Origin of the sequence: Citrobacter tructae, assembly GCF_004684345.1 — a bacterium.
Classification (GTDB): domain Bacteria; phylum Pseudomonadota; class Gammaproteobacteria; order Enterobacterales; family Enterobacteriaceae; genus Citrobacter; species Citrobacter tructae.
Genome location: NZ_CP038469.1, coordinates 1,819,093 through 1,842,511 on the forward strand (window position 1 = coordinate 1,819,093; position 23,419 = coordinate 1,842,511).

A 23,419-nucleotide genomic window follows, 5' to 3' on the forward strand; every position below is an offset into this window, starting at 1 on the left:
CATCCAAGGCCGTATGTTTGGGCCATGAACACGACACTGACCCCCGCAGACCTCGATCCCCGTCGGCAGGCCATGCTGCTGTACTTTCAGGGATACCGCGTAGCCCGCATTGCTGAAATGCTGGGTGAGAAAGTTGCAACCGTTCACAGCTGGAAGAAGCGCGACAAGTGGGGCGACTATGGGCCGCTGGATCAGATGCAGCTCACCACCGCCGCACGTTACTGCCAGCTCATTATGAAGGAGCAGAAAGAAGGGAAAGACTTCAAGGAAATTGACCTGCTGGCACGCCAGTCAGAGCGCCACGCCCGGATCGGCAAATTTAACGATGGCGGGAACGAAGCTGATTTAAACCCGAAAGTCGCCAACCGTAACAAAGGCCCACGCCGTCAGCCGGAAAAGAATGTTTTCACCGACGAACAGATCGAGAAGCTGGAAGAAGTCTTCCACGCCTCTATGTTCGACTATCAGCGCCACTGGTTTGAAGCCGGGAAAACAAACCGCATCCGCAATCTGCTCAAGTCGCGCCAGATTGGCGCAACGTTTTATTTTGCCCGTGAAGCATTGATTGACGCCCTGCTGACCGGGCGCAACCAGATTTTCCTTTCTGCCAGTAAGGCGCAGGCGCACGTTTTTAAGCAGTACATCATCGACTTTGCAAAAGAGGTGGGTGTTGAGCTGAAAGGCGATCCCATGGTGCTGCCCAATGGTGCAGCTTTGTACTTCCTCGGCACCAACGCCCGTACTGCGCAGAGCTACCACGGCAACCTGTATCTTGATGAGTATTTCTGGATACCGAAATTCCAGGAGCTGCGCAAGGTTGCCTCCGGTATGGCCATTCACAAGAAATGGCGACAAACCTATTTTTCCACGCCGTCCAGCCTGACCCACAGTGCCTATCCGTTCTGGTCCGGTGCGCTGTTTAACCGGGGCCGTGCCAAAGCGGACAAGGTGGATATTGACCTGACCCACAGCAACCTTGCGCGCGGCCTGCTCTGCCCTGACGGACAGTACCGCCAGATCGTCACCGTGGAGGATGCGGTGCGCGGAGGCTGTAACCTGTTCGACCTCAACCAGCTGCGCACGGAGTACAGCCCGGACGAATATCAGAACCTGCTGATGTGCGAATTTATTGACGATCTGGCGTCAGTATTCCCGCTCAGCGAGCTGCAGGCGTGCATGGTGGACAGCTGGGAAGTCTGGACCGATTTTCAGGCGCTGGCGCTGCGCCCGTTTGGCTGGCGAGAAGTCTGGATCGGTTACGACCCGGCGAAAGGTACGCAGAACGGTGACAGCGCAGGCTGCGTGGTTATGGCGCCGCCCACTGTACCGGGCGGAAAGTTCCGCATTCTGGAGCGTCATCAGTGGCGTGGGATGGACTTTCGCGCCCAGGCGGACGCTATCAAAAAACTAACTCAGCAGTACAACGTGACCTATATCGGCATTGACTCAACGGGCGTAGGCCACGGCGTATATGAGAACGTGAAAGCGTTCTTCCCTGCCGTGCGGGAGTTTGTCTACAACCCCAACGTGAAAAACGCCCTGGTGCTCAAGGCGTACGACATTATCAGCCACCGCCGCCTGGAGTTCGACGCCGGGCACACAGACATTGCGCAGTCCTTTATGGCAATCCGCCGTGCCACTACCGCCAGCGGCAACCGCCCTACCTATGAAGCCAGCCGCAGCGAAGAAGCCAGCCACGCCGATTTGGCCTGGGCAACGATGCACGCACTGTTTAACGAACCGCTGCAGGGCGAATCCGCCAATACCAGCAACATTGTGGAGATTTTTTGATGAGTGAACTCGAAGCCTTAACCAGCACAACGCCAACAGAAGATACGGCGCCTAAAAACGCAGGCGTAACTGCCGAGGCTTTCAGCTTTGGTGATCCAATCCCGGTGCTGGACCGCCGCGAGCTGCTGGACTATGTGGAATGCGTACAGATGGACCGCTGGTATGAGCCGCCAGTCAGCTTTGACGGACTGGCCCGCACCTATCGCGCCGCCGTGCATCACAGCTCACCAATTGCGGTGAAGCGCAACATCCTGACCAGCACGTTTATCCCGCACCCGTTACTGAGCCAGCAGGCATTCAGCCGCTTCGTACAGGACTACCTGGTGTTTGGTAACGCCTATCTGGAGAAACGGACGAACCGCCTCGGCGGCATTCTGTCGCTGGAGCCATCACTGGCGAAATACACACGACGCGGGATCAATCTCGACACTTACTGGTTTGTGCAATACGGCATGACCACGCAGCCCTACGAGTTTACCAAAGGCAGCATCTTTCACCTGATGGAGCCGGATTTAAACCAGGAGATTTACGGCCTGCCGGAATACCTGTCTGCCATCCCTTCAGCCCTGCTGAACGAGTCCGCCACGCTGTTCCGCCGGAAGTACTACATCAACGGCAGCCATGCTGGCTTCATCATGTACATGACCGACGCCGCCCAGAACCAGGAGGACGTGAACAACATCCGCCAGGCCATGAAAAGCGCCAAAGGACCGGGCAACTTCCGCAACCTGTTTATGTACTCACCCAACGGCAAAAAGGACGGGATTCAGATCATTCCGCTGTCAGAGGTAGCGGCAAAGGATGAGTTTTTGAACATCAAGAACGTAAGCCGCGATGACATGATGGCGGCACATCGAGTTCCGCCGCAGATGATGGGAATCATGCCGAGCAATGTTGGGGGATTTGGGGATGTAGAAAAAGCCAGTAAGGTATTTGTAAGGAATGAACTGCATCCCTTACAAAGCCGACTTAAAGAAATAAACAATTGGATAGGAGAAAATTTGATTGAATTTTTACCTTATCACCTAGAACACCCCTAATAGCGATAATACACCTTACCCAAAATAAAAAGGTAGGGTGTACATTTTCACTTGGTTTTTTTAAACCTTAAAATATTCATTTTAAAATCGTCTTCCTGGAAGATAGATCTAAACTTTCCTACTGCATTCTTGAGTAAGAAAGTTGGATTTTTATAGTCTCTACTATACCGCCCAGATTTTGAATTAATAGACAATACGCCTTTAACTCTTCTTATTTCCCCAGCAATCCTAGCAGGTTTAAACCCGGTTAAACTCGGATGCCCGACATCTCCAATTTCCTTTCCAATTAGAAGTACGCCATCATCACCAATCGCCCAAATTAAGAAAGAGTCCTTGTCATCGTTTTTCAGTCCTGCGCAAATACTGGAAAGAGCAATATCACTTTTCCCATAAAACCTTCTTGTGGTTTCATTCTCGTTAACTCTCCCCCCCTGAAACTCGCCGGCCTTTAACGATTTTGGTGCTCTCAACTTCCCAAAATTGAAATCCAAATAGTGTGAATAATCATCTTCATTTTTATTTATCTTTTTCATGAATGAATTAAAGAATTGCTCATCACTTTTGAATTTAGATATCTCACTTGCATAAGGCTCTAATTTTACAATTCTCTTAAGTGTTTCAAAAACTGCATCACAGCAATCTTTATTTTCATAAATAATGGCTGAAACAGCATTCCCTTGCGGAATATCAGTCGCATCAAATAAGACTTTGAAAGCATCCTTTTTATTTAGCTTAAAAGAAGCGACCCATTGAAATCTTGCATAACTTTTAGACAGGAAATCAACCCTTGCGCTTTTCAAAAAATCCTCTGATATACGAGGATTTGAATCATTTTGATAATTGAATTTATATTCTAAGAAATTCTGTCTTATGGTCGAAATTTCCTGCAATTCAACATCATAAGTTAACGCGCAACTCTTTTTCTCCTGCTCCTGCTCCTGCTCCTGCTCCTGCTCCTGCTCCTGCTCCTGCTCCTGCTCCTGCTCCTGCTCCTGCTCCTGCTCCTGCTCCTGCTCCTGCTCCTGCTTCTTAGCAACAACTACCTCGAGGAAACTGCAATATATCAACTCAATCAATTGACAAGTATTATTTGCATAATTATAGGGTAACCGTACTTTTGGAAACTGAACTGTGATTAATATATTCGGAATTAAAATCTCGTGCGGATCACTCCAACCTCCTTCATCATTTTTTTCTTGGAGTACCAATCCCCATTTTGATAAAGATCCATCATTTAAATTTTCAGATGAAATATCTTTAAAGGTGGCTCGAACATAAGGCCCAAGTCTATCATCATGAATATAAAGAGCACGTTCCCCTTCATCTTTATAACCTAAAATTGGAACAGCATGCCCAGCTTTTTTAATAAATTCACTAGATTTCTCCAAAGAATATATTTCCCCACCTAATATAAGTGGAAGGCCACTATTTATATGTATTCTGATCTTGTTAAAGAAAACATCCTGTGTTGTATCCTTTAGATACTCAGTTTGATGTTTTAACCTTTCTGAATCAATAGCTCGTAATATTTGTTTGTTATTAAGTTCTTTATTCGGAAAACTATTGCTTGAGTCGTTAATATGATTAATTGCGTTTGTTGTAATTACACCACGAGATGGAATATCCCTGACATTTTTCCATGAAATAGCATGCAAAGCCGACCAAATAGAAGTGGTTGCACAAGCAGATATAACTTTATCTTGCTCCTGAAAAGCAATCGATTCAACAGTCAAACTAATGCCAAAAAGATCCACGGAATATTCACGGAAGAGACATTTTTTATTACTATCTGAAATAATGCTATTATATATCCTTAAGCATGTGCGCCCTATAAATGTTTTCGGCAGCGGCTTAATTATCATGAAACCTAAATATGAGTCTTGAAGTAGTTTTTTTTCTTTTTTATTTATACCTTTATAAAGGTATTTATCAATATTACTGTGGTCAAATTCCATTGAAAAAAAATGCAATCTCGCTGATTTATAACCGGAGTTATTAAACCCTTTAACATAATAGCGAGCATAATCTTCTAAATAATCCTTATCCATATAATCATATTCAAGTATTACAGTTTTACATTTAGCATCTTTTAAATATCTATAAATGTAATCGATCTGTTTTTTATTGAAGATATCTGGAAATTCCGTTTTAAAAGATTCCTTAACTAAGTTAGTTAAAGTCTGTTTCTCAAATTCACAAATAAGATATGGAGTCATTTTTTTTAAAAAAAAAGCAACCAAAAGGTTGCTTGTTGTATTAGATATTAGAGACTGTAGGTTTTAGCCAACAGCGCATCATCGATAGACGAAGAGCGAGACTCCGCTTCAAATTCATCTTCAGCTTTGGCAATTTTCGCTTTAATTGACGCAGCTTCAGCCTCAGTGATAACCACCGTACTTGCTGAACTTGCAATGCTTAACAACTCTAGAATGCTCATAACCGACCTCATCAGTACCAGCAGTCATACAATATTGCGCTAATAGTAGCCTATAGCGAATCTTCGTGCAACCAGCGCGCGCGCTCGTATCCCCGCCACGCCTGCCCGCTTTATGGAGTGGTTTTCATGCAGGTGCATGACGGGCCGGAAAGCGCGCCAGTTCTGGCGGCCCCGACCCGTTGCGATCCTTTTTGGATCATGCGAATCCATGCACCATAGACATGCACTGCGTTATCAAGTCGCCGTATGCTGTATGGGAGGGAGATTCCCACGGTGCAAAATCACTAGTGCGTGTTTTCATCTTGCCTTACTCCGTACTCGTTTAGCCTAGTAACCAGATCACTTGTCAACTCCGACAACCAGGAGATCGCCACCTCCTTGTCGTCATCGCTACAATCTGAGCTGGCGACCAGCCGGGCCATAAGTTCTATCCGTTGCAATGCAAGTGACTCCATGAACAAATCGTTCACAACTCCCTCCCAATATTACTGTTTATATATACAGTACATCATATGTATTTAAAGCTGAAATAGTTTTTTACTCAGCTAACCCTTTGATTAATAGATATCCTGATTCCAGTCCTCTTAGTACCACTGCCGCCATTTATCATCTTCCTGCAGGCGCTGATTTCGGTAGAACAAACGCAGCCCGCCCCCGGACGGGATACTGCCGCCACGCAGAAGCAGATCCACCTCGGTATTACTCGCATCAAATCCCCTAGACCTCAGTTCAGCATCAAGCTGCTGGCGCTGATGATTGCTAATCTGCTGTTTGTACCCTTTTCGCCGCTTAGGTTTTACCAGTCTCAACCTGGCGGTAAGCTCACGCCGTTCCTTCTGGCTCATGCTGTGGAGGTAATCATGCAATTCCTTCTCATCCATGGTTTTAATATCGGGTAAATCACCCCCTGATTTGTTCAGATTTTCAACAGGGGGACAGTTATTGCCACGAGTCCAAGGGGCGCAAGCGCCCTGGTCGGCTGTCGCCTCCTGAACGTCAACGGCTTTACGAACCTTTTTCCACTTCACCGCGTGCGTGCAAATCTTGCCCTCTACAATCGGGGACCAGATGCCATAGATACGGATACCGTGATCGCCGTAGGCGCTCGGCTCGTCGTTAAGCTCATAAGCCGTGCGAACAAGGTGATGCTTGCGGGGAACCAGCACGCCGCCCTGTTTCATGATGTAGGTAGCAAAGCAGCCCGCATCAGCTGCTGCCAGCACCGCATCCAGACGCGGGTTATCCAGTACCGGCGCACCCGCTTTGTGCTCGCCCTGCGCTCTCGCGGCCTGACCAGCCAGTAAGCGCAGCTCGCGGTATGCCTGACGCCCCGGAATACCAAAGAAACGAAATTGCTGAACACGGTGCAGTGACGCCCAGGCGCTGACATGCTCGGCGCTGTCACGCAGTGATCTGCCGGTTTCTTTGCTGATTTCTTTAGCCAGCCCGCGCCCGTCGATGTTCTTACTGATGTATTTGGCGATGTAGCTGGTCGGCGTGCCCTTGCGCGGGTTGATTAGCTCAGACTTGAAGCGCGGCCCGGTATTGGTGCCCAGCTCCTCGCGGTCTTCACGGATGGCAAACTTACGCAGCAGTGCGGTGATGGAGCGACGGTCTTTTTTGCGCATAAAGCACAGAAGATGCCAGTGCACGGTGCCGTCATGGTGCGGCTCTGCAACGCGGACGCCGTACCAGCGCAGCCCGGCCTTGTGCATGGCCTTGCGGAAAGCGGCGAACGTATCAACCAGATAATCACTGCTCTGGCGGACCGTGGCGCTGGTCCACTTCGGATTTGGTCTGCCATTGTTGAGGGTTGCGTGGAAGCGTGACGGGCAGGTGATGGTATAGAACACCGCGCAGTCTCCGCGCATTTCCGCGATCAGTTCCAGCCCTTTAACACAGGCCATCATTTCATTACGGCGGTGTGCCGGGTTGCTGTTGCTGGCGTTCACCACATCTTCCATGTCCAGCGTGTCACCGTCTTCGTTTACCAGCTCATGCGAGCGGAAGAACTCCAGCGATTTGCGGCGCTGCTCGCGTTTGTGGATCACGGCTTCATAACTGGCATACGGGGACGCTTTCTTGTTGATCAGGCAGACGGCACGCAGCTGCTCCTCCCGCCACTCGCAGCGCATCTGCCATAATTTACGATACCACCAGTTCGCGCACAGCATGCGCGCCAGCGACGGCGGGATCAGTTCATAAGGCACCGGCTTGCGGCGGCGCTTTTTGCGGCGTAACTGCTCAAAGGCAGGCGGGATGACCTCAAGGCGCATGGCTTCTGCAGCAACCCTTTCCCATACCTGGCGGATTTCTTCTGGTTTAACATCGTCACTGACAAACAGATCGCCGCAGGCCGCATCAAGACACATGCTCATATGTGCCGCAACCAGCGTGGAAAGGCGCTTGACCTGATCCTGATTCATTTCAGGCAGTACCAGCAGCCCCTCCAGCCCGTCCTGGCTCGCCATAAACCGAAACGAGGTGGACATTTGGCTGCCCCGCACGCGCTCCAGCCGCTCAAGACACGGTCTGATTGTTTCGCGCAGATAGCGGGAATAAGCTTTAGCCCTGCCCAGGCTATGGAAGTATTTAATCCGCTCCAGCAAAGGCTTGCTGATATGGGCAGGCATGGCGCTTACATCGGCAATAATCACCAAATCTGGATTAACGCGCTGCTGTTCGCGGGCCATTTTGGCATGGCTAATCAGCCGATCCTGCTCCATTTCACGCTGGACAGGATCACGAGATTCATTGAAGAAATAACGTTCCCAAACCTTATCACTCATCACCTCACGGCGCAGATGCTCCTGCTCGTTATCCGCAGCGTACAGAGTAATGAGGTTTGAAAGCGCAGACTCCGGCGCAAATTCCGCCGGGTCCAGATATGGGTTAACCGCCTTTTTTGGGGTATTCCATGGAAAGGCCACGGCGGCCTCATTCGAGCCGCCGGTGGTTTGTGCATGATGTAATGTGAATTTACTCACTGCCACGCCCGCACCTCAGTTTCCACCGAGGTATCAGGACCGGACGCTAAATCAACACCAAACCAGCATGCCGATTTTGTGGCGATGATTTCTACTGCAGTTTTACTATCACCGGCAACCACGCCCATGCTGCGCTTAGCGGTTATACGATGGCGGGTAAAATCACGATAAAGCGAACGGGTCAGAGACGTATCGCTGTTGGACACGATAACCGGATGGCCTTCTGATGCCCTGCGTTCAAGAATAGACGCCAGATGGTACTGATCATCCTCTGTAAAACCTGCTGTGTGATATCCGTTAAACGTGCCGTCATATGGCGGATCACAATAAACAACATCCCCCGTCTGCAGCAGCGCAAGTGTCTCGTCATAGCTGGCGCAGATAAACGTTGCGCGTTTTGCTTTTTCTGCAAATGCGCGTATTTCGTTTTCAGGGAAGTACGGCTTTTTATAATTACCGTAAGGAACATTAAAATAACCGTCCAAGTTATAGCGACACAGTCCGCGATAACCATGGCGATTTAAATATAAGAAATACAATGCGCGTTCAATTGCGCCACCATGGCGCAAGTTAAACTCCTGTCTCGTCTTATAATATGCCTCTGGATCATTACGGGCTTCAAAAAGATATCTGCCCTCTTTGATGAAGTATTCAACATCATTCTTAATCACCTGATAGAGATTAATCAGGTCTGGATTAATATCCGCGACAAGATAATGAGGATAGTCTGTCGCCATCATCACAGCACAGGAACCCGCGAAAGGTTCAACCAGTCGCGGACCAACAGGAAGGTGCTTAATCAGTTCCGGCATGATGGCGGTTTTATTTCCCGCCCATTTAAGGATGGTGCTCATACAGCACCGCCTACGTAATGTTTGCCTTTCAGCTCTGCTATTTCCTGACAAGTGACACAGCACTGCACGCCCGGAATGGCGCGACGGCGTGCTGGCGGGATCGGTGCATCGCAATCAATGCAGAGCACACGGGAAACGCCCGGCGTTCTGTTGCGGGCGGTGTGGATATGGCGCTGACGTTCTTCTTCAACGCGCTGCTGTACAAGGTCCATTGAATCAGCCATCAGTGGATCTCCTGCTCTTCGTTCTGAATGTTTTCAGCCGCAATACGCAGCAGCTCCGCCGCTTCAACGTGATTAAGCTGGCGTGACGTTATATGGCAAGCCAGGCTATCAAGACGGGCTGCCATTGCCGCGGCACGTGCCCGGCGTTCTTCCATGCGTGCATCAGTCAGCATCTGGTTAAGGCCAGCATCATCTGGCCCTGTTTTAGTGATACGGGTTTCAATATTTCGCATTGTTGTTTCTCCTGAATTTGGGCAATAAGAAGCCCGGCGGGTTTACGCCTTTAATTTCGGTTGTGGGTTAATTCGGCATGGCTAGCCGATTTGGAAATAAACTCACCACTGTACGGAAATGGTTCATTGCTTTAATCAGCTCCCGCTTTTCGTCAGTCGTCAGCTCACTAACATTGACGCTATGACGTTCCGCCGGAATCTTTGCCATAAAGAATATTGCGGCTAGTGCGCGTTTATTCTGCTTATGGTTAATATCCCGTAGGTCCCGCATATCGCTAATAAAGCGCTCCAGTTCTGAATCAATATTTAAGCCAAACACTTTGGCCCTTAATTCCGCGATGTGGTTTAACCCATTAAGGCGGAGGCCAGCGCTTAGCGGGACAGTCGCAGCATCGCCTTCAATAGCCATGGTTTCCCCTGCTTTTTAGTGGATAGTTCATCCAGCAGCACATCCTGAGAGCGGCATGGATGCCAGCGCTTGCCATCCTTCCCCATAATCCAGCCATGACCGCAGTGCATTGCAGGACTTTGCTTAACGAGCAGTGATGCAAAAGATGGTTCTTTAGTCAGCATAGCCACCTCAGATCAGACCGAACGAAGCGCCGAGGCCCGTCACGGTGTCTACCGCGCTTGCCATCGCCGGATTCGCCTGCAAACGCGCATGCAATGAAACTGCAGTGAGTGCCATAAGGCGCGTAACAGAGTTGATGCTGTTGATAACATCGCGACGGCCTGCACTGGTTTTTACATCACCGGATACTGCACCTGCAGCTACTCGCCCAATCTCCGCAGTTGCACTCATGACGTAATGCGGCAGGTTCTCTTTTGCTACTTCATTCAATGGCACACACGGCAGGCAATGGATTTGAGCCAGAAAACCGTCAACCAGCGTTGAGTCTTCTGTGATATCAGTCAGCAGCCATATGTCAGGTGCAGTCAGCTGGTGTGGTTGTTCCGGGTTTAGCTTGTTGCGCAGAATCTGGACATTCATACCTGCACGTTCTGCCAGCTTCGCCATGTTATGACGCAAGGCGAAGGCACGACAGGCTTCATCGAAATGCGGGTGTTTGGAAACTCGATAGTCAAACATAGCAAGAGACTCCGATGTATCTCAAAATGGAACTAACTAATAGCGACATTGCAATCTGAAAGTGCATCAACAGTCAGCGCGACGATGTTTATCATCACCTTCTCGCGTTTCTTATCCTTACGCAGACGGTGGCGAGGCAGACGTCCATCAGCAAGCATGTCGTTAATGGTGTCTACAGGCAGTCCTGTCAGCTCGCTGTATCGTTCGATTGTGACGTGCGGCGTATTCAGAGTGATTGAAATGTTAGGGGCCATGGGGCAACATCTCCTATTGGCTTGTGGTGAGCCGGTAGTAACCGTGACAAGTACCCAAATGGGAACAAAATTGATATTAGGATCGCATAAGAGATATGTCAACATCAAAGTACCCAAGTGAGATCAAAATAAATCCCAATCAGGGTGGCAAGGCTGCGATTGAGCGATTGGTCGAGGCATATGGGTTTACGACACGGCAGGCCCTTGCTGACCACTTAGAAGTGTCAAAAAGCACTTTGGCTAATAGATACATGCGAGATACCTTTCCCGCAGATTGGATAATTCAGTGTGCCCTCGAAACAGGCACTTCACTCAATTGGTTAACCACCGGGCAAGGCCTTAAGCTAAGTTCTCAAACAGCAACCACCGAAGAGCTCGTGAAGTTTCGTCTGGTTGCGGGAAAAATGGTTGAAGATGGCTCATATGTTTTTGACGCGTCATTTCTTCCCGCGAAGCTTTCTGCCCCGATTGTTGTTCTCGACGGACCTACTACATACATCTGTGAGCAAAAATTTACAGAAGTGCTTGATGGGCACTGGTTGATAAACATTGATGGAACTTATTCCATCAGACTCATCACCAGGTTGCCTAAGGGCATGATTAAAATTTCCACTGCAGATAATAGTTTTGAATGTGCTTTTGCAGATATAGAAGTGATCGCATATGTGAGAAGCACAACTGTTTCAAATTGATAGAATAAAAGGACTTAGAAATGGATTTATTTCTTATAATAGTATTTTTCTTAGCATTATCCTCACCCGTATTGGCTATTATCTTGTACAAAATAGTCAAAAAGAACAAATTAACAGTCACAAACTTATCATTAGAGAATGATAACATAAAAAAAGAAAGAGATTCTCTAACAAATCAATTGAGCGAGTCCGATAAAAAAATAGCTCAAGCTATACGTGAACACTCTGAGTTAGAAGGAAGAGCTGCTCCCCTATGGCAATATGAAAAATTACATCGAGCTGTTTTAGATGCTGAGATGAAAATTAAAAATGCAGACTCCATATCTCTGGATAAAATTAGTGAATCACAAACCCGAGCGACTCGCATTGTTAATGACGCAAAACGCCAAGCAGAATTAACTATAAACAATGCAAACACTGAAGCAATATCAATAACAAAAGAAGCTCGTGAAGCTCGATTAAAAGCAAAAGAACGCCTAGATACTGCAAATAGTAAGGTTGAAGACATAATTTCGAATGCAAATGATAATGCAGTGAAGATCATTTCAGATGCAGAGGTTAGAGCAAAAGAAATTGCAGGTTCCGCATACGAGGCAAAAGAGTTCGCGGAGACCTACCAAGCTGTAGCCAAGTCAATGAAAAATAAAATTGAAGGGTACGGTGATGAATGGATAGTTCCAAACCGCAGCGTTTTGGACGAACTGGCAGAGAATTATGAATTTGCGGATGCAGGGAAAGAGCTGCAAAAAGCAAGGGAGCTAACTAAGTCTCTTATCAAAACAAGCAAAGCGGCAAGCTGTGATTATGTCGAACCGAACAGACGAAACACCGCAATCAAATTTGTACTAGATGCTTTCAATGGGAAGGTTGATAGCACCCTTTCGAAAATTAAACATAACAATTACGGTAAACTATCCCAAGAAATAAAAGATGCATTTGAGCTTGTGAATTTTAACGGTTCAGCCTTTAGATCCGCAAAGATCACCGACATCTACTTACAGGCTCGACTTAACGAGCTTAAATGGGGAGTAGCTGTAAATGAAATTATGCTCGAAGAAAAAGAAGAACAAAGACGAATTAAAGAGCAGTTACGTGAAGAAGAAAAAGCGCGTCGCGAGTACGAAAAAGCGATAAAAGAAGCCGAAAAAGAAGAGAAAGCCATTCAGCAGGCCATTGATAAAGCAACTAAAGAACTGATGCTCGCAGGCGAAGAACAACGTATAGCCCTCGAACAGAAACTAGCTGAGCTACAAATTAAATACGAAGAAGCAGAAGCTAAAAACCAAAGAGCCATCTCAATGGCACAGCAAACACGCTCTGGTCACGTATATGTGATTAGTAACATCGGCTCCTTTGGAGAAAACGTATATAAGATTGGGATGACACGAAGACTCGAACCGCTTGATCGCGTTCGTGAGCTGGGTGATGCAAGCGTACCTTTCTCATTCGATGTGCATGCAATGATCTACAGTGATGATGCCCCCTCTCTCGAAAATCATCTCCACAAAGTGTTTAACGATAATCAAGTGAACAAAGTTAACTCACGCAAAGAGTTCTTCAATGTTGGTATAAAAGACATCAAGTCAACGATTAAAGAAATGAGTATCGATGCGCATTGGACGATGTTTGCAGAAGCAAAAGAGTACAGAGAATCTTTAGCCATTGAGAATGAACGCAATAAGGCCGTAAAGGAAAGCGAGGAGTTAGTAGTCGCGTAGCTATGTATTAATCGTGGTAAACATACATTGACCACTGTTCAAACATACAGTTAAATTTAGCCCTCAGACATGAGGGCTTTTTTTATGACAGTACGAAAACTCGACACAGGAAAATGGATTTGTGAATGCTACCCCGCTGGGCGAAGTGGGCGGCGCGTGCGTAAGCAGTTCGCCACCAAAGGCGAAGCACTTGCTTTTGAGCGTCACACAATGGATGAGGCAGAGACTAAGCCCTGGCTGGGTGAATCGGTAGACCGTCGAACTCTAAAGGATATCGTTGAACTCTGGTTCAAACTGCACGGCAAATCCCTGACCGCTGGCGAGCATGTTTACGACAAGTTGCACCTGATGGTCGATGCTCTCGGAAATCCCCTCGCCACCGATTTAACATCCAAAATGTTCGCGCACTATCGCGATAAGCGCCTGACGGGTGAAATCTACTTCAGCGAGAAATGGAAGAAAGGAGCCAGCCCGGTAACTATCAATCTGGAGCAAAGCTATCTGAGTGGAGTCTTTAGCGAGTTGGCCCGACTCGGTGAATGGACAGCGCCAAACCCACTGGAGAACATGCGCAAGTTCACCATTGCCGAAAAGGAGATGGCCTGGCTGACGCATGAACAAATTACTGAGCTTTTGTACGACTGCAACCGCCAAAGTCCCCTGCTCGCCCTGGTCGTTAAGATATGCCTGAGTACCGGAGCACGCTGGCGCGAAGCTGTAAATCTCACACGCTCCCAAGTCACTAAATACCGAATCACGTTTGTCAGGACCAAAGGTAAAAAGAACCGCAGCATTCCTATCAGTAAAGAGCTGTATGAGGAAATCACTGCCCTAGACGGTTTCAAGTTCTTTACTGACTGCTACTTCCAGTTTTTATCTGTAATGGAGAAAACCTCCATCGTGCTTCCCCGTGGGCAGCTTACCCACGTTCTGCGCCATACGTTTGCAGCACACTTCATGATGTCCGGCGGGAACATCCTTGCGCTCCAAAAAATCCTGGGCCATCACGACATAAAAATGACCATGCGCTATGCCCACCTAGCACCTGATCACCTAGAAACGGCCCTACGCTTTAATCCCTTGGCAACTATGGATAAATTATCCTTAGATACTGCTCACGTACGCGTCTGACATTAGCGGAGTATAATTAGGGTCGTCTTGATTATCAGGGAAATATGATTATGAATGAGTTAGAGAAACATGGATTAGAGCTTCGTACTAAAGCGAAAGAATTGGCTCTTGCTGCTTTAGCAAAGCATCCGGATGGACAGAAAAATGGTAAAGGAATTAAACAATCTGAAGTATTCAATCTCTGCGGCTTCGGTTGGGGAGAAAAATCGAAAGCTACTAACTCTAATCAACAATATTGGGTTGTAGCGTTGTTACGTCAGTTGGAAGACGAGGGATTAGTCGAACAGATTAAAGAGAGTGGCCCCTGGCGTCTAAAATAAATCAGATAACGCCAAGTGGCGACAAAGTGGCGGCAGCGGTTGGCAATACCCCGTAATCGCCACCTTTTACCACCAAACTAACTTATTGATTATGTTACAACCCATTGTTTTTACTAACCCATTTACATAAATGGGTTTTTTGTTGCCTGAAATTCGTCGTCTCTCCCTCCCTTCATCCAATTTGCATCATGCCGGTTATGGCACATACTTTTAAACGGTGCTTTTGGTGATGGGGTGCGCAATGTTACTTGCAGGCAAAACCGCAGTGATCTTCGGTGGAAGCGGCGCGATAGGAAGTGCAGTTGCGCAGTCTATGGCCCGCGAAGGGGCGAATGTGTATCTTGGCGCACGCAGTCAGCAAAAACTCGACCAGGCTGCTGTTCGCATTCGCACGACGGGTGGCATGGCTGAAACCTTTGTCACCGATGTGCTCGACGATCAGGCTATGGCTGAACAGGTTAACTGCCTTGCTCAGAAAACCGGGGGGATTGACGTGGTGGTTAACGCCACTGGCTTTATGCATGATCAGGGTAAACGAATCGACGCGTTATCTCTGGCTGAGTTTATGCGCGGCATCACCCCTTTCCTCACAGCACAATTCAATATATCAAAAGCCGTCACCCCGCACATGGGGGGTGAGCGCGCAGGAACCATGATCACCGTCGTTGCCCCGGCAGCGTCCATGGCGATGCCTGGCCATCTGGGTCACATTGTTGGCTGTGTGGGAAGCGAGGCTTTTATCAAAGCGCTCGCCAGTGAACTTGGCCCGCAGAATATCCGCGTTCTCGGCGTGCGATCGCACGCCATTGTTGATGCAATGCAGGCAGGATCTTATACCGGGGACATATTCGCTGAAAAAGCACAATCAATGGGAATAACCGTAGAGCAATGGCTCGACGGCGCCGCACAAAGCACGATGTTAAAACGCCTGCCAACGCTGGCACAAATCGCCGAAGTCATCACGTTTCTGGCATCAAATCACGCCAGCGCGATGACCGCGACGGTGGTGAATGTTACCGGGGGCGCGACCATCAGCTGATAAGAAGTTAGTGCGACGACAATCCCGCAATCCGCGCCACCATCACCAGAATATCGTCTCGCCGCAGCGGTTTTTTATCGGTCACAAAATGCAACGTCATCCCTTCAATAAAGGCATCCAGCGCACGGGCCGTGGCGGGGTCGAACCACTGTTCTAAGGTTTGTTGACTGCGCTGCATCCAGTTCTGCATCACCGTTTTCAACGCGGGTTTGCGGCTGGCAAACGCGTACAGCTGGTACATAACCTCCATGTTATCCGGCGTGGTGACCTGCGAACTGTAAATCATCTCGGTAATGGCGTCGCAGGCCTGTGGCGCATTGGTAACCCCGACAAAAAATGCCTGATATTGCAGTGACATGGTGTCAGTAAAACGACCGAATGCCTCCATCAAAAGCTCATCGATTCCCGAAAAGTAATAGGTCATTGAACCCAACGGCACCTGAGCAATTGTCGCAATTTTACGATGTGTAACCGCATGAATACCATGGGTTATTACCGCTTCCAGAGTAGCCTGAACTATTTTTTCCCGCCGTTGTGGATCGTTCGCGCGTCGCACTGCGTTTCCTCTTCTTGCATTTGTGTACAAATGTACACAACCTTGCTAATGTTGTCTCCTTTCCTCTTTTCTTTGGCTCGAATTCATGACTGGCATCTCATCACGCAAAGCCTTAAGACGCCGAACCTGGGCGCTTTTTATGTTTTTCTTTTTACCAGGATTATTAATGGCCTCCTGGGCAACGCGTACTCCAGCCATCAGAGACATCCTCTCCGTTTCTACCGCTGAGATGGGGGCGGTACTGTTTGGACTGTCTATTGGTTCGATGAGTGGCATTCTTTGTTCGGCCTGGCTAGTGAAACGATTTGGCACGCGGAAAGTGATCCGCACTACCATGTCATGCGCGGTCATCGGGATGGCTATCCTCAGCGTTGCGCTATGGCTGCATTCCGCCTGGCTATTTGCATTTGGGCTGGGGGTATTTGGCGCCAGTTTTGGTGCCGCAGAGGTCGCGATTAACGTCGAAGGTGCGGCGGTTGAGCGCGAAATGAATAAAACCGTTCTGCCGATGATGCATGGTTTTTATAGCCTCGGCACACTGGCAGGCGCAGGCGTCGGGATGGTGCTCACCGCCTTTAGCATACCTGCAAACGCGCATATTCTGCTGGCGGCGCTAGTGGCCATTGCGCCTATATTCATCGCCATTAAAGCCATTCCTGATGGCACCGGTAAAAATGCGACTGACGGCTCTCACTCATCCGAAAAAGGCCTGCCTTTTTACCGCGATATCCAGTTGCTACTGATCGGTGTTGTGGTGCTGGCGATGGCGTTTGCCGAGGGTTCCGCCAATGACTGGCTTCCGCTACTGATGGTAGACGGACACGGATTTAGCCCGACCTCTGGCTCTCTGATTTATGCCGGATTTACGCTGGGTATGACCGTCGGACGGTTTACCGGCGGCTGGTTCATCGACCGCTACAGCCGTGTTGCGGTCGTACGCGCCAGTGCGTTAATGGGCGCGCTGGGTATTAGCCTGATTATCTTTGTCGACAGCACATGGGTCGCAGGTGTGTCCGTCATCCTGTGGGGACTCGGTGCGTCACTGGGCTTCCCATTGACCATTTCGGCTGCCAGCGATACCGGCCCCGATGCCCCAACCCGCGTGAGCGTTGTAGCAACCACCGGCTACCTGGCCTTCCTGGTTGGGCCACCGCTGCTGGGCTATCTGGGTGAACACTACGGCCTGCGCAGCGCCATGCTGGTAGTGCTGGCCCTGGTACTGATCGCGGCTATCGTCGCGAAGGCTGTCGCCAAACCAAACGTTAAAAATACCACTGTGATGGAGAACAGCTAATGGCTATTAAGTTAATTGCAGTCGACATGGACGGCACGTTTTTAAGTGACCAGAAGACCTATAACCGCGAGCGGTTTATGGCGCAATATCGCCAGATGAAAGAGCAAGGGATCCGCTTTGTGGTCGCCAGCGGCAACCAGTACTACCAATTGATCTCTTTTTTTCCCGAACTGGCTCATGAAATCTCATTTGTGGCGGAAAACGGCGGTTGGGTGGTCAGCGAAGGGGAAGATGTTTTTAACGGCGAACTGGCAAAAAACGATTTCCAGGCCATCGTGGATCATCTGCTGACGCGAACAGATATTGATATTATTGCCTGCGGCAAAAACAGCGCATATACGCTGAAACAGTACAGCGATGAGCATAAAACCATTTCTGCCATGTACTATCATCGTCTTGAATTTGTCGATAATTTCGACAACATCAACGACGTATTTTTCAAATTCGGGCTGAATATCTCTGACGCGCGTATCCCCCAGGTGCAGGCAGATCTCCACGAAGCAATTGGTGACATCATGGTGCCGGTACATACCGGCTACGGTAGCATCGATTTAATTATACCGGGCGTGCATAAAGCAAACGGTCTGCGTCTGCTGCAACAACGCTGGAATATTAGCGATGATGAAGTGGTGGTATTTGGCGATGGCGGCAACGATATTGAGATGCTGCGTCAGGCGGGATTTAGTTATGCGATGGCAAACGCGCACGAACCTGTTATCCAGGCTGCAAAATATCGCGCCGGGTCGAATAACGAGGAGGGCGTGCTGGATATTATCGATCGGGTGCTAAAAAACGAAGCGCCATTTACACGATAACGCCTCAGCACAGACGGCAACAAAATGATGGCATGATCTATTCATAATCCGCCTCAAATTAACCCGCTGGATTATTACTTCCAGTGAATATTTCAGACGAGCGGATTATGAAGAAAAGTGTACTGATGGCGACAGTGTTACTGGGTTTTGCGGGAACTGCACTGGCGCAAAGCATTACCGTTGATGTACCAAGCGGTTATAAAGTGGTGGTGGTGCCCTCTTCCGTCAGCGTTCCGCAGGCGGTCAGCGTCACTACCGCTCCACAAACGGTGTATGTTGCTCCGGCACCTGCCCCCGCCCCCGTTTATCGTGCGCATCCTTATGCACGACATGTCGCAAGCGTAGGCGAAGGAATGGTTATCGAGCATCAAATTGACGATCACCACTAACCTCTCGTAAAGCCCGGACAACCGGGCTTTAGCCTTCTCGTGAGTCCCCTACCTGCTTATCTTTCAGGAAGATAAACATCAGAGCCAGCCACAGCACACCGCTGGCCAGATTAAACAGGCTGAACAGACCGTTGCCGCCGAGTAAATAAGCATGTTTGCTCAGCTCAATACCTACGGTAAAAATCAGCATCTGCAACATGCCCATCGCGGCGGAAACCGTCCCTTTGCTCATATCACTGGCAAACAGCGTCAAGCGTACCAACCCGGCATTCGCCACGCCAATGCCAAACGCATAGATACTCAACCCTGCCGTCATCCACAAATAGGCATGGGAAGAGACCACCGTGGCCGCCGCAGCAATAACCAGCCCCACGGCGATTGGCCAGCCGCCCATGATAATCAGCGATCGTACCGTGCGTCGTGCGGTCAGGCGCGCCAGCACCAGATTACCGGCAATCAGCGCACCAAAAATAGGTACCTGCAACAGACCATATTCATAGCTGCTCAGTTGTTCGCCGCTAATAATAATTATCGGGGACTGGGCGATCCACGCCAGCAGCGGCAGGCTGACAAATCCCAACGCCAGAGCACCGGCGACAAAACGCACGTTCTTCAGTACCAGCTTGTAGTCTTTGCCCAACTCTTTAATGGACAGCGTTTCTCCCAGCCGGGTTGCGGTTTCGGGCATCGCGCGCTGCAGGCCAAAAAAGGCGATGGCGGCCAGCGCCGCAAACAGCACAAACATCCCTTCCCACGGCAGCACGTGCACCCAGGCAGCACCGACCAGTGGGCCCAGCAACGGGGCAATCAACGCCACGTTCGCCATCAGCGCGGTAATTTTAATGCACACCGCTTCTTCAAAAGACTCCTGAATGGCGGCATAGCCCACCGCGCCAATAAAGCACAGGCTTATTCCCTGCAAAAAACGCAGGAAGGTAAATTGTTCAATGTTCTGCGCAAACAGCGTCGCGAGGCAGGTAATAATGAACCACACCACGCCGGTTAACATCACCGGACGACGACCAATACGGTCCGACAGCGGTCCTAACAACCACTGCAAAAACATGCCGCCTGCCAGATACGCGGTCATGGATGTAGGAACCCAATCTAATCCGGCCTGATATTGCTCCACCACCGCCAACATGCCGGGTTGGATCATATCGTTACCGATATAAGTGGAGAATTCGTAAAGCACCAGACAGAGAGGGAAAAGTAATGCCTGACGCCCCAGTCGGGCGCCTGAAGATAAACGGTTGTGCATGCAATCTCTTAACCAATGAAAAAACGCGCAAAGTGTAATAAATGCGCCGGACTGGTGATAGTGAATTATGTGATTTGACAGCAAAATGCGCACATTTTTACACCCTGTTTCACAATACCATTCTGCTTTAAGGTTAATTTAAGTTGAAGCCGTTATCATGCTCTTTAGACGTCATTAATTATCTTAAAAAGAGTCATTTAACAGGCAAATAAGACAACGCCGCTTTTTATCCCGTGAAAGCGATCTTATTCTCTGCCTGATGGGACCCTTTTCAACTACTGTACTGAATCTGGATGTTATGCTGGAAAATCTGAACAACTCGCTATTTTACCTGATCAATGCCACACCGGACTCTGCGCAATGGGCAATCACGTTTGCCATTTTTATTGCCAAAGACCTGATCAGCATCGTGCCGCTGTTGGCCGTCGTCCTGTGGCTTTGGGGCCCACGCGATCACGTTAACACGCAGCGAAAACTGGTGATAAAAATGGCGCTGGCGTTGATTGTCAGCCTGACCGTTTCATGGCTGATGGGGCATTTGTTCCCGCACGATCGGCCGTTCGTTAACCACATCGGCTATAACTTCCTGCACCATGCACCTGATGACTCTTTCCCGAGCGATCACGGTACCGTTATTTTTACCTTTGCACTGGCTTTTTTATTCTGGCATCGCCTGTGGTCTGGCGCCCTGTTTATGACCATTGCCGTGACGATTGCCTGGTCAAGGGTGTACCTCGGCGTCCACTGGCCACTGGATATGCTGGGTGGGTTACTGGCAGGGCTGATCGGCTGCCTGAGCGCCCAGATGATCTGGCAACGATTCGGTCTCGCGCTGTATTCCGCTTTGCAGGCCTGCTATCGCACCTGCTTCGCTCTGCCGATCCGTAAAGGCTGGGTACGTGACTAATCCACGGTAAAAAGAGTAGTATTAAGCACGCGATATGAAGCGCTTACTCTACTCACCAGGGGAACTATGGAAACACGACGCGACGAGCGTATTGGTCAATTGCTGCAGGCGCTGAAACGCAGTGATAAATTACACCTTAAAGAAGCCGCGACGCTGCTGGGCGTATCTGAGATGACCATCCGTCGCGACCTGAATAATAACAATGCCCCAGTTGTGTTGCTGGGAGGCTATATTGTTCTGGAACCCCGTAGCGCCAGCCACTACCTAATCAGCGACCAAAAGTCCCGACTGGTGGATGAGAAACGTCGTGCTGCACAGCAGGCTGCGAGCCTCGTTCAGGCGCATCAGACGATCTTTTTTGACTGCGGCACCACCACGCCATGGATCATTGAAGCTATCGATAATGACCTGCCTTTCACCGCCATCTGCTACTCGCTGAATACCTTTCTGGCACTGCAGGAAAAGCCACTGTGTCGCGTCATCTTGTGTGGCGGTGAATTCCATGCCAGCAACGCTATTTTCAAACCGCTCGATTTTCAAGAAACGCTGAATAATCTGTGTCCGGATATCGCGTTTTATTCTGCGGCCGGCATACACATTGACAAGGGCGCGACCTGTTTTAACCTGGAAGAATTACCGGTGAAGCACTGGGCGATGTCGATGGCGCAATATCACGTATTGGTGGTGGATCACAGCAAGTTTGGCAAGGTGCGTCCCGCGCGGATGGGTGACCTGAAACGCTTTGATAGCATCATCAGCGATTCCCGTCCTGACGATGAATTTGTTGATTATGCGAAAGCACAGCAAATTAAGCTGGTGTATTGAAAAATACTGCCGGACGGCGATAGCGCCATCCGGCATTGTGTTACAGAAACTCAGGCACCAGCTTCAGCAAGGTTCCCTGCGCTAACAGTTCGGTCGCACACTCGATATCCGGGGCAAAAAAGCGGTCCTGGGTATAGTACGAAACCTGTTCACGCAAGGCCTGACGCGCCTGCTCCAGCAGCGGGCTCGAGGTCAGTCCTTCGCGCAAATCGATCCCCTGACAGGCCGCCAGCCACTCTACAGCAATCACGCCGCGTGTATTCGCCGCCATCTCCCACAATCTGCGACCCGCCGCCGGTGCCATAGACACATGATCTTCCTGGTTGGCGGACGTTGGCAGACTGTCTACGCTGTGCGGGTGTGCCAGCGCTTTATTTTCGCTCGCCAGCGCGGCAGCGGTTACCTGGGCAATCATAAAGCCGGAATTAACGCCGCCATTTTTGACCAGGAAAGGCGGTAACTGCGACATGTGTTTATCCATCATCAGCGCGATACGCCGCTCTGACAGCGCCCCCATTTCCGCAATCGCCAGCGCCAGATTATCCGCCGCCATCGCTACCGGTTCCGCGTGGAAGTTGCCGCCGGAAATCACATCGCCCTCTTCGGCAAACACCAGCGGGTTATCCGACACGGCGTTGGCTTCGACCAACAGCACGTCCATCACCTGGCGTATTTGCGTCAGACACGCGCCCATCACCTGTGGCTGACAGCGCAGAGAATACGGATCCTGCACTTTTTCACAGTTGTGGTGAGATTGCGAAAGCGCGCTGGAGTCGGTCAACACGTGGCGGTACAGCGTTGCGGCGTCAATCTGCCCACGTTGTCCTCGCGCAGCGTGAATGCGGGCGTCAAACGGACGACGAGAGCCCAGCACAGCTTCAGTGGTGAGCGCCCCGCACACCGTCGCAGACGCAAACAGCTCCTGGGCTTCGATTAACCCGCGCAGCGCAAAAGCGGTGGACGCCTGAGTCCCGTTCAGCAACGCCAGCCCCTCTTTCGCCTCCAGCGTAATCGGCTCCAGTCCGGCCTTTTTCAGCGCTTCGGTCGCCGGGAGCCATTCCCCCTGCCAGCGCGCCTTCCCTTCCCCCAGCAACGTCAGGGACATATGCGCCAGCGGGGCCAGATCGCCCGATGCGCCGACAGATCCTTTCGCCGGGATCAGCGGATACACCTCGGCATTCACCAGCGCAATCAGCGCTTCGATCACGCTCAAACGAATACCGGAAAAACCGCGCGCCAGGCTGTTGATTTTCAGCACCATAATCAGGCGCACCATCGCGTCATCCAGCGCCTCGCCAACGCCTGCCGCATGAGAAAGCACCAGCGAACGCTGTAAATTCTGCAAATCTTCCGTGGCGATACGAGTCTGGGCCAGCAGGCCAAACCCCGTATTAATGCCATACGCAGTGCGCCCTTCAGCGACAATGTTATTGACGCAGGCGACGCTTGCGTTGATGGCGTCAATCGCGCTGGCATCCAGACTCAGTTTGACCGGCTGCTGCCAGATGTCGCGTAATTGGGCGAAGCTCAGATGGCCCGGCGTTAATGTCATGGTGTTCATA

At 49.9% G+C, this 23,419-nt stretch carries 25 protein-coding genes; 12 read left to right on the top strand and 13 right to left on the bottom strand.

The window, feature by feature from the left end; genetic code table 11:
* The first annotated feature begins 24 nt into the window (after positions 1-24).
* Together E4Z61_RS09600 and E4Z61_RS09605 are read left to right on the top strand one after the other, a co-directional pair.
* The gene (locus tag E4Z61_RS09600) at positions 25-1,791 is read left to right on the top strand and encodes a terminase ATPase subunit family protein (protein WP_135322565.1); all 1,767 of its coding nucleotides are present in this window, start codon (positions 25-27) and stop codon (positions 1,789-1,791) included.
* Positions 1,791-2,831 carry a phage portal protein gene (locus E4Z61_RS09605; RefSeq protein WP_135322566.1) on the top strand — a complete coding sequence of 347 codons (1,041 nt, stop codon included), beginning with the start codon at positions 1,791-1,793 and terminating at the stop codon, positions 2,829-2,831. The genes E4Z61_RS09600 and E4Z61_RS09605 overlap by 1 nt, the downstream gene beginning before the upstream one ends.
* A 47-nt stretch (positions 2,832-2,878) precedes the next feature.
* Here the strand turns inward: E4Z61_RS09605 and E4Z61_RS23950 are convergent, their stop codons facing one another.
* The 10 genes from E4Z61_RS23950 to E4Z61_RS09655 form a co-directional block, all read right to left on the bottom strand.
* Complete coding sequence (locus E4Z61_RS23950) at positions 2,879-5,071, bottom strand: hypothetical protein (protein WP_205746889.1); 2,193 nt, start codon at positions 5,069-5,071, stop codon at positions 2,879-2,881.
* A 23-nt stretch (positions 5,072-5,094) separates the two neighbouring features.
* The gene (locus E4Z61_RS23875) at positions 5,095-5,268 is read right to left on the bottom strand and encodes a hypothetical protein (protein ID WP_167817542.1); all 174 of its coding nucleotides are present in this window, start codon (positions 5,266-5,268) and stop codon (positions 5,095-5,097) included.
* A 584-nt stretch (positions 5,269-5,852) separates the two neighbouring features.
* Positions 5,853-8,261 carry a replication endonuclease gene (locus tag E4Z61_RS09620; protein WP_135322567.1) on the bottom strand — a complete coding sequence of 803 codons (2,409 nt, stop codon included), beginning with the start codon at positions 8,259-8,261 and terminating at the stop codon, positions 5,853-5,855.
* Positions 8,252-9,109 (bottom strand): DNA adenine methylase, encoded by an 858-nt coding sequence (locus tag E4Z61_RS09625; protein WP_135322568.1) that lies wholly within the window; start codon positions 9,107-9,109, stop codon positions 8,252-8,254. Before E4Z61_RS09625 ends, E4Z61_RS09620 begins: the two co-directional genes overlap by 10 nt.
* Complete coding sequence (locus E4Z61_RS09630) at positions 9,106-9,333, bottom strand: TraR/DksA family transcriptional regulator (protein ID WP_016150819.1); 228 nt, start codon at positions 9,331-9,333, stop codon at positions 9,106-9,108. Before E4Z61_RS09630 ends, E4Z61_RS09625 begins: the two co-directional genes overlap by 4 nt.
* Positions 9,333-9,566, bottom strand: coding sequence for a DUF2732 family protein (locus E4Z61_RS09635; RefSeq protein ID WP_135322569.1), 234 nt, complete (start codon positions 9,564-9,566; stop codon positions 9,333-9,335). Before E4Z61_RS09635 ends, E4Z61_RS09630 begins: the two co-directional genes overlap by 1 nt.
* A 67-nt stretch (positions 9,567-9,633) precedes the next feature.
* Positions 9,634-9,975, bottom strand: a complete 342-nt coding sequence (locus E4Z61_RS09640; protein WP_135322570.1) for a DUF5347 family protein — start codon at positions 9,973-9,975, stop codon at positions 9,634-9,636.
* Positions 9,939-10,139 (bottom strand): phage filamentation protein Fil family protein, encoded by a 201-nt coding sequence (locus E4Z61_RS09645; protein WP_135322571.1) that lies wholly within the window; start codon positions 10,137-10,139, stop codon positions 9,939-9,941. Before E4Z61_RS09645 ends, E4Z61_RS09640 begins: the two co-directional genes overlap by 37 nt.
* A gap of 7 nt (positions 10,140-10,146) precedes the next feature.
* Positions 10,147-10,656, bottom strand: a complete 510-nt coding sequence (locus E4Z61_RS09650; protein WP_135322572.1) for a phage regulatory CII family protein — start codon at positions 10,654-10,656, stop codon at positions 10,147-10,149.
* 32 nt (positions 10,657-10,688) lie between these two features.
* Positions 10,689-10,910, bottom strand: coding sequence for a MerR family transcriptional regulator (locus E4Z61_RS09655; RefSeq protein ID WP_135322573.1), 222 nt, complete (start codon positions 10,908-10,910; stop codon positions 10,689-10,691).
* A gap of 95 nt (positions 10,911-11,005) precedes the next feature.
* On the opposite strand from E4Z61_RS09655, the gene E4Z61_RS09660 reads away from it, so the two are divergent.
* The 5 genes from E4Z61_RS09660 to E4Z61_RS09680 all read left to right on the top strand — a co-directional run bounded on the left by E4Z61_RS09660 (position 11,006) and on the right by E4Z61_RS09680 (position 15,810).
* Positions 11,006-11,602 carry a phage repressor protein CI gene (locus tag E4Z61_RS09660; protein ID WP_135322574.1) on the top strand — a complete coding sequence of 199 codons (597 nt, stop codon included), beginning with the start codon at positions 11,006-11,008 and terminating at the stop codon, positions 11,600-11,602.
* A 20-nt stretch (positions 11,603-11,622) separates the two neighbouring features.
* Positions 11,623-13,320, top strand: coding sequence for an SNIPE associated domain-containing protein (locus E4Z61_RS09665; protein WP_135322575.1), 1,698 nt, complete (start codon positions 11,623-11,625; stop codon positions 13,318-13,320).
* An 84-nt stretch (positions 13,321-13,404) separates the two neighbouring features.
* Positions 13,405-14,451 (top strand): phage integrase, encoded by a 1,047-nt coding sequence (locus E4Z61_RS09670; protein WP_135322576.1) that lies wholly within the window; start codon positions 13,405-13,407, stop codon positions 14,449-14,451.
* A gap of 50 nt (positions 14,452-14,501) precedes the next feature.
* Positions 14,502-14,771 carry a hypothetical protein gene (locus E4Z61_RS09675; protein WP_135322577.1) on the top strand — a complete coding sequence of 90 codons (270 nt, stop codon included), beginning with the start codon at positions 14,502-14,504 and terminating at the stop codon, positions 14,769-14,771.
* 241 nt (positions 14,772-15,012) lie between these two features.
* Positions 15,013-15,810 carry an SDR family NAD(P)-dependent oxidoreductase gene (locus tag E4Z61_RS09680; protein WP_135322578.1) on the top strand — a complete coding sequence of 266 codons (798 nt, stop codon included), beginning with the start codon at positions 15,013-15,015 and terminating at the stop codon, positions 15,808-15,810.
* A gap of 7 nt (positions 15,811-15,817) precedes the next feature.
* Here E4Z61_RS09680 and E4Z61_RS09685 read toward each other — a convergent pair whose 3' ends face one another.
* Positions 15,818-16,366: a TetR/AcrR family transcriptional regulator gene (locus tag E4Z61_RS09685; RefSeq protein WP_135322579.1), complete on the bottom strand. Its 549-nt coding sequence runs from the start codon at positions 16,364-16,366 to the stop codon at positions 15,818-15,820.
* 85 nt (positions 16,367-16,451) lie between these two features.
* Here E4Z61_RS09685 and E4Z61_RS09690 point away from each other — a divergent pair, with 85 nt between their 5' ends.
* The 3 genes from E4Z61_RS09690 to E4Z61_RS09700 all read left to right on the top strand — a co-directional run bounded on the left by E4Z61_RS09690 (position 16,452) and on the right by E4Z61_RS09700 (position 18,864).
* Positions 16,452-17,660 carry an MFS transporter gene (locus tag E4Z61_RS09690; protein WP_135322580.1) on the top strand — a complete coding sequence of 403 codons (1,209 nt, stop codon included), beginning with the start codon at positions 16,452-16,454 and terminating at the stop codon, positions 17,658-17,660.
* Positions 17,660-18,475, top strand: a complete 816-nt coding sequence (locus tag E4Z61_RS09695) for a Cof-type HAD-IIB family hydrolase (RefSeq protein WP_135322581.1) — start codon at positions 17,660-17,662, stop codon at positions 18,473-18,475. The genes E4Z61_RS09690 and E4Z61_RS09695 overlap by 1 nt, the downstream gene beginning before the upstream one ends.
* Positions 18,476-18,582: 107 nt before the next feature.
* The gene (locus tag E4Z61_RS09700) at positions 18,583-18,864 is read left to right on the top strand and encodes a hypothetical protein (RefSeq protein ID WP_135322582.1); all 282 of its coding nucleotides are present in this window, start codon (positions 18,583-18,585) and stop codon (positions 18,862-18,864) included.
* A gap of 28 nt (positions 18,865-18,892) precedes the next feature.
* On the opposite strand, the gene E4Z61_RS09705 is transcribed toward E4Z61_RS09700, so the two are convergent.
* On the bottom strand, positions 18,893-20,125 hold the full coding sequence (locus E4Z61_RS09705; protein WP_135322583.1) for an MFS transporter: 1,233 nt from the start codon (positions 20,123-20,125) through the stop codon (positions 18,893-18,895).
* 298 nt (positions 20,126-20,423) lie between these two features.
* On the opposite strand from E4Z61_RS09705, the gene ybjG reads away from it, so the two are divergent.
* On the top strand, positions 20,424-21,032 hold the full coding sequence (ybjG, locus tag E4Z61_RS09710) for an undecaprenyl-diphosphate phosphatase (protein ID WP_135322584.1): 609 nt from the start codon (positions 20,424-20,426) through the stop codon (positions 21,030-21,032).
* A 66-nt stretch (positions 21,033-21,098) separates the two neighbouring features.
* Positions 21,099-21,857, top strand: coding sequence for a DNA-binding transcriptional repressor DeoR (deoR, locus tag E4Z61_RS09715; protein WP_032490567.1), 759 nt, complete (start codon positions 21,099-21,101; stop codon positions 21,855-21,857).
* Between the two features lie 40 nt (positions 21,858-21,897).
* On the opposite strand, the gene hutH is transcribed toward deoR, so the two are convergent.
* Entirely contained in the window at positions 21,898-23,418 is a 1,521-nt protein-coding gene (gene hutH / locus E4Z61_RS09720) for a histidine ammonia-lyase (protein WP_135322585.1), read from the bottom strand.
* Position 23,419 lies beyond the last annotated feature (1 nt).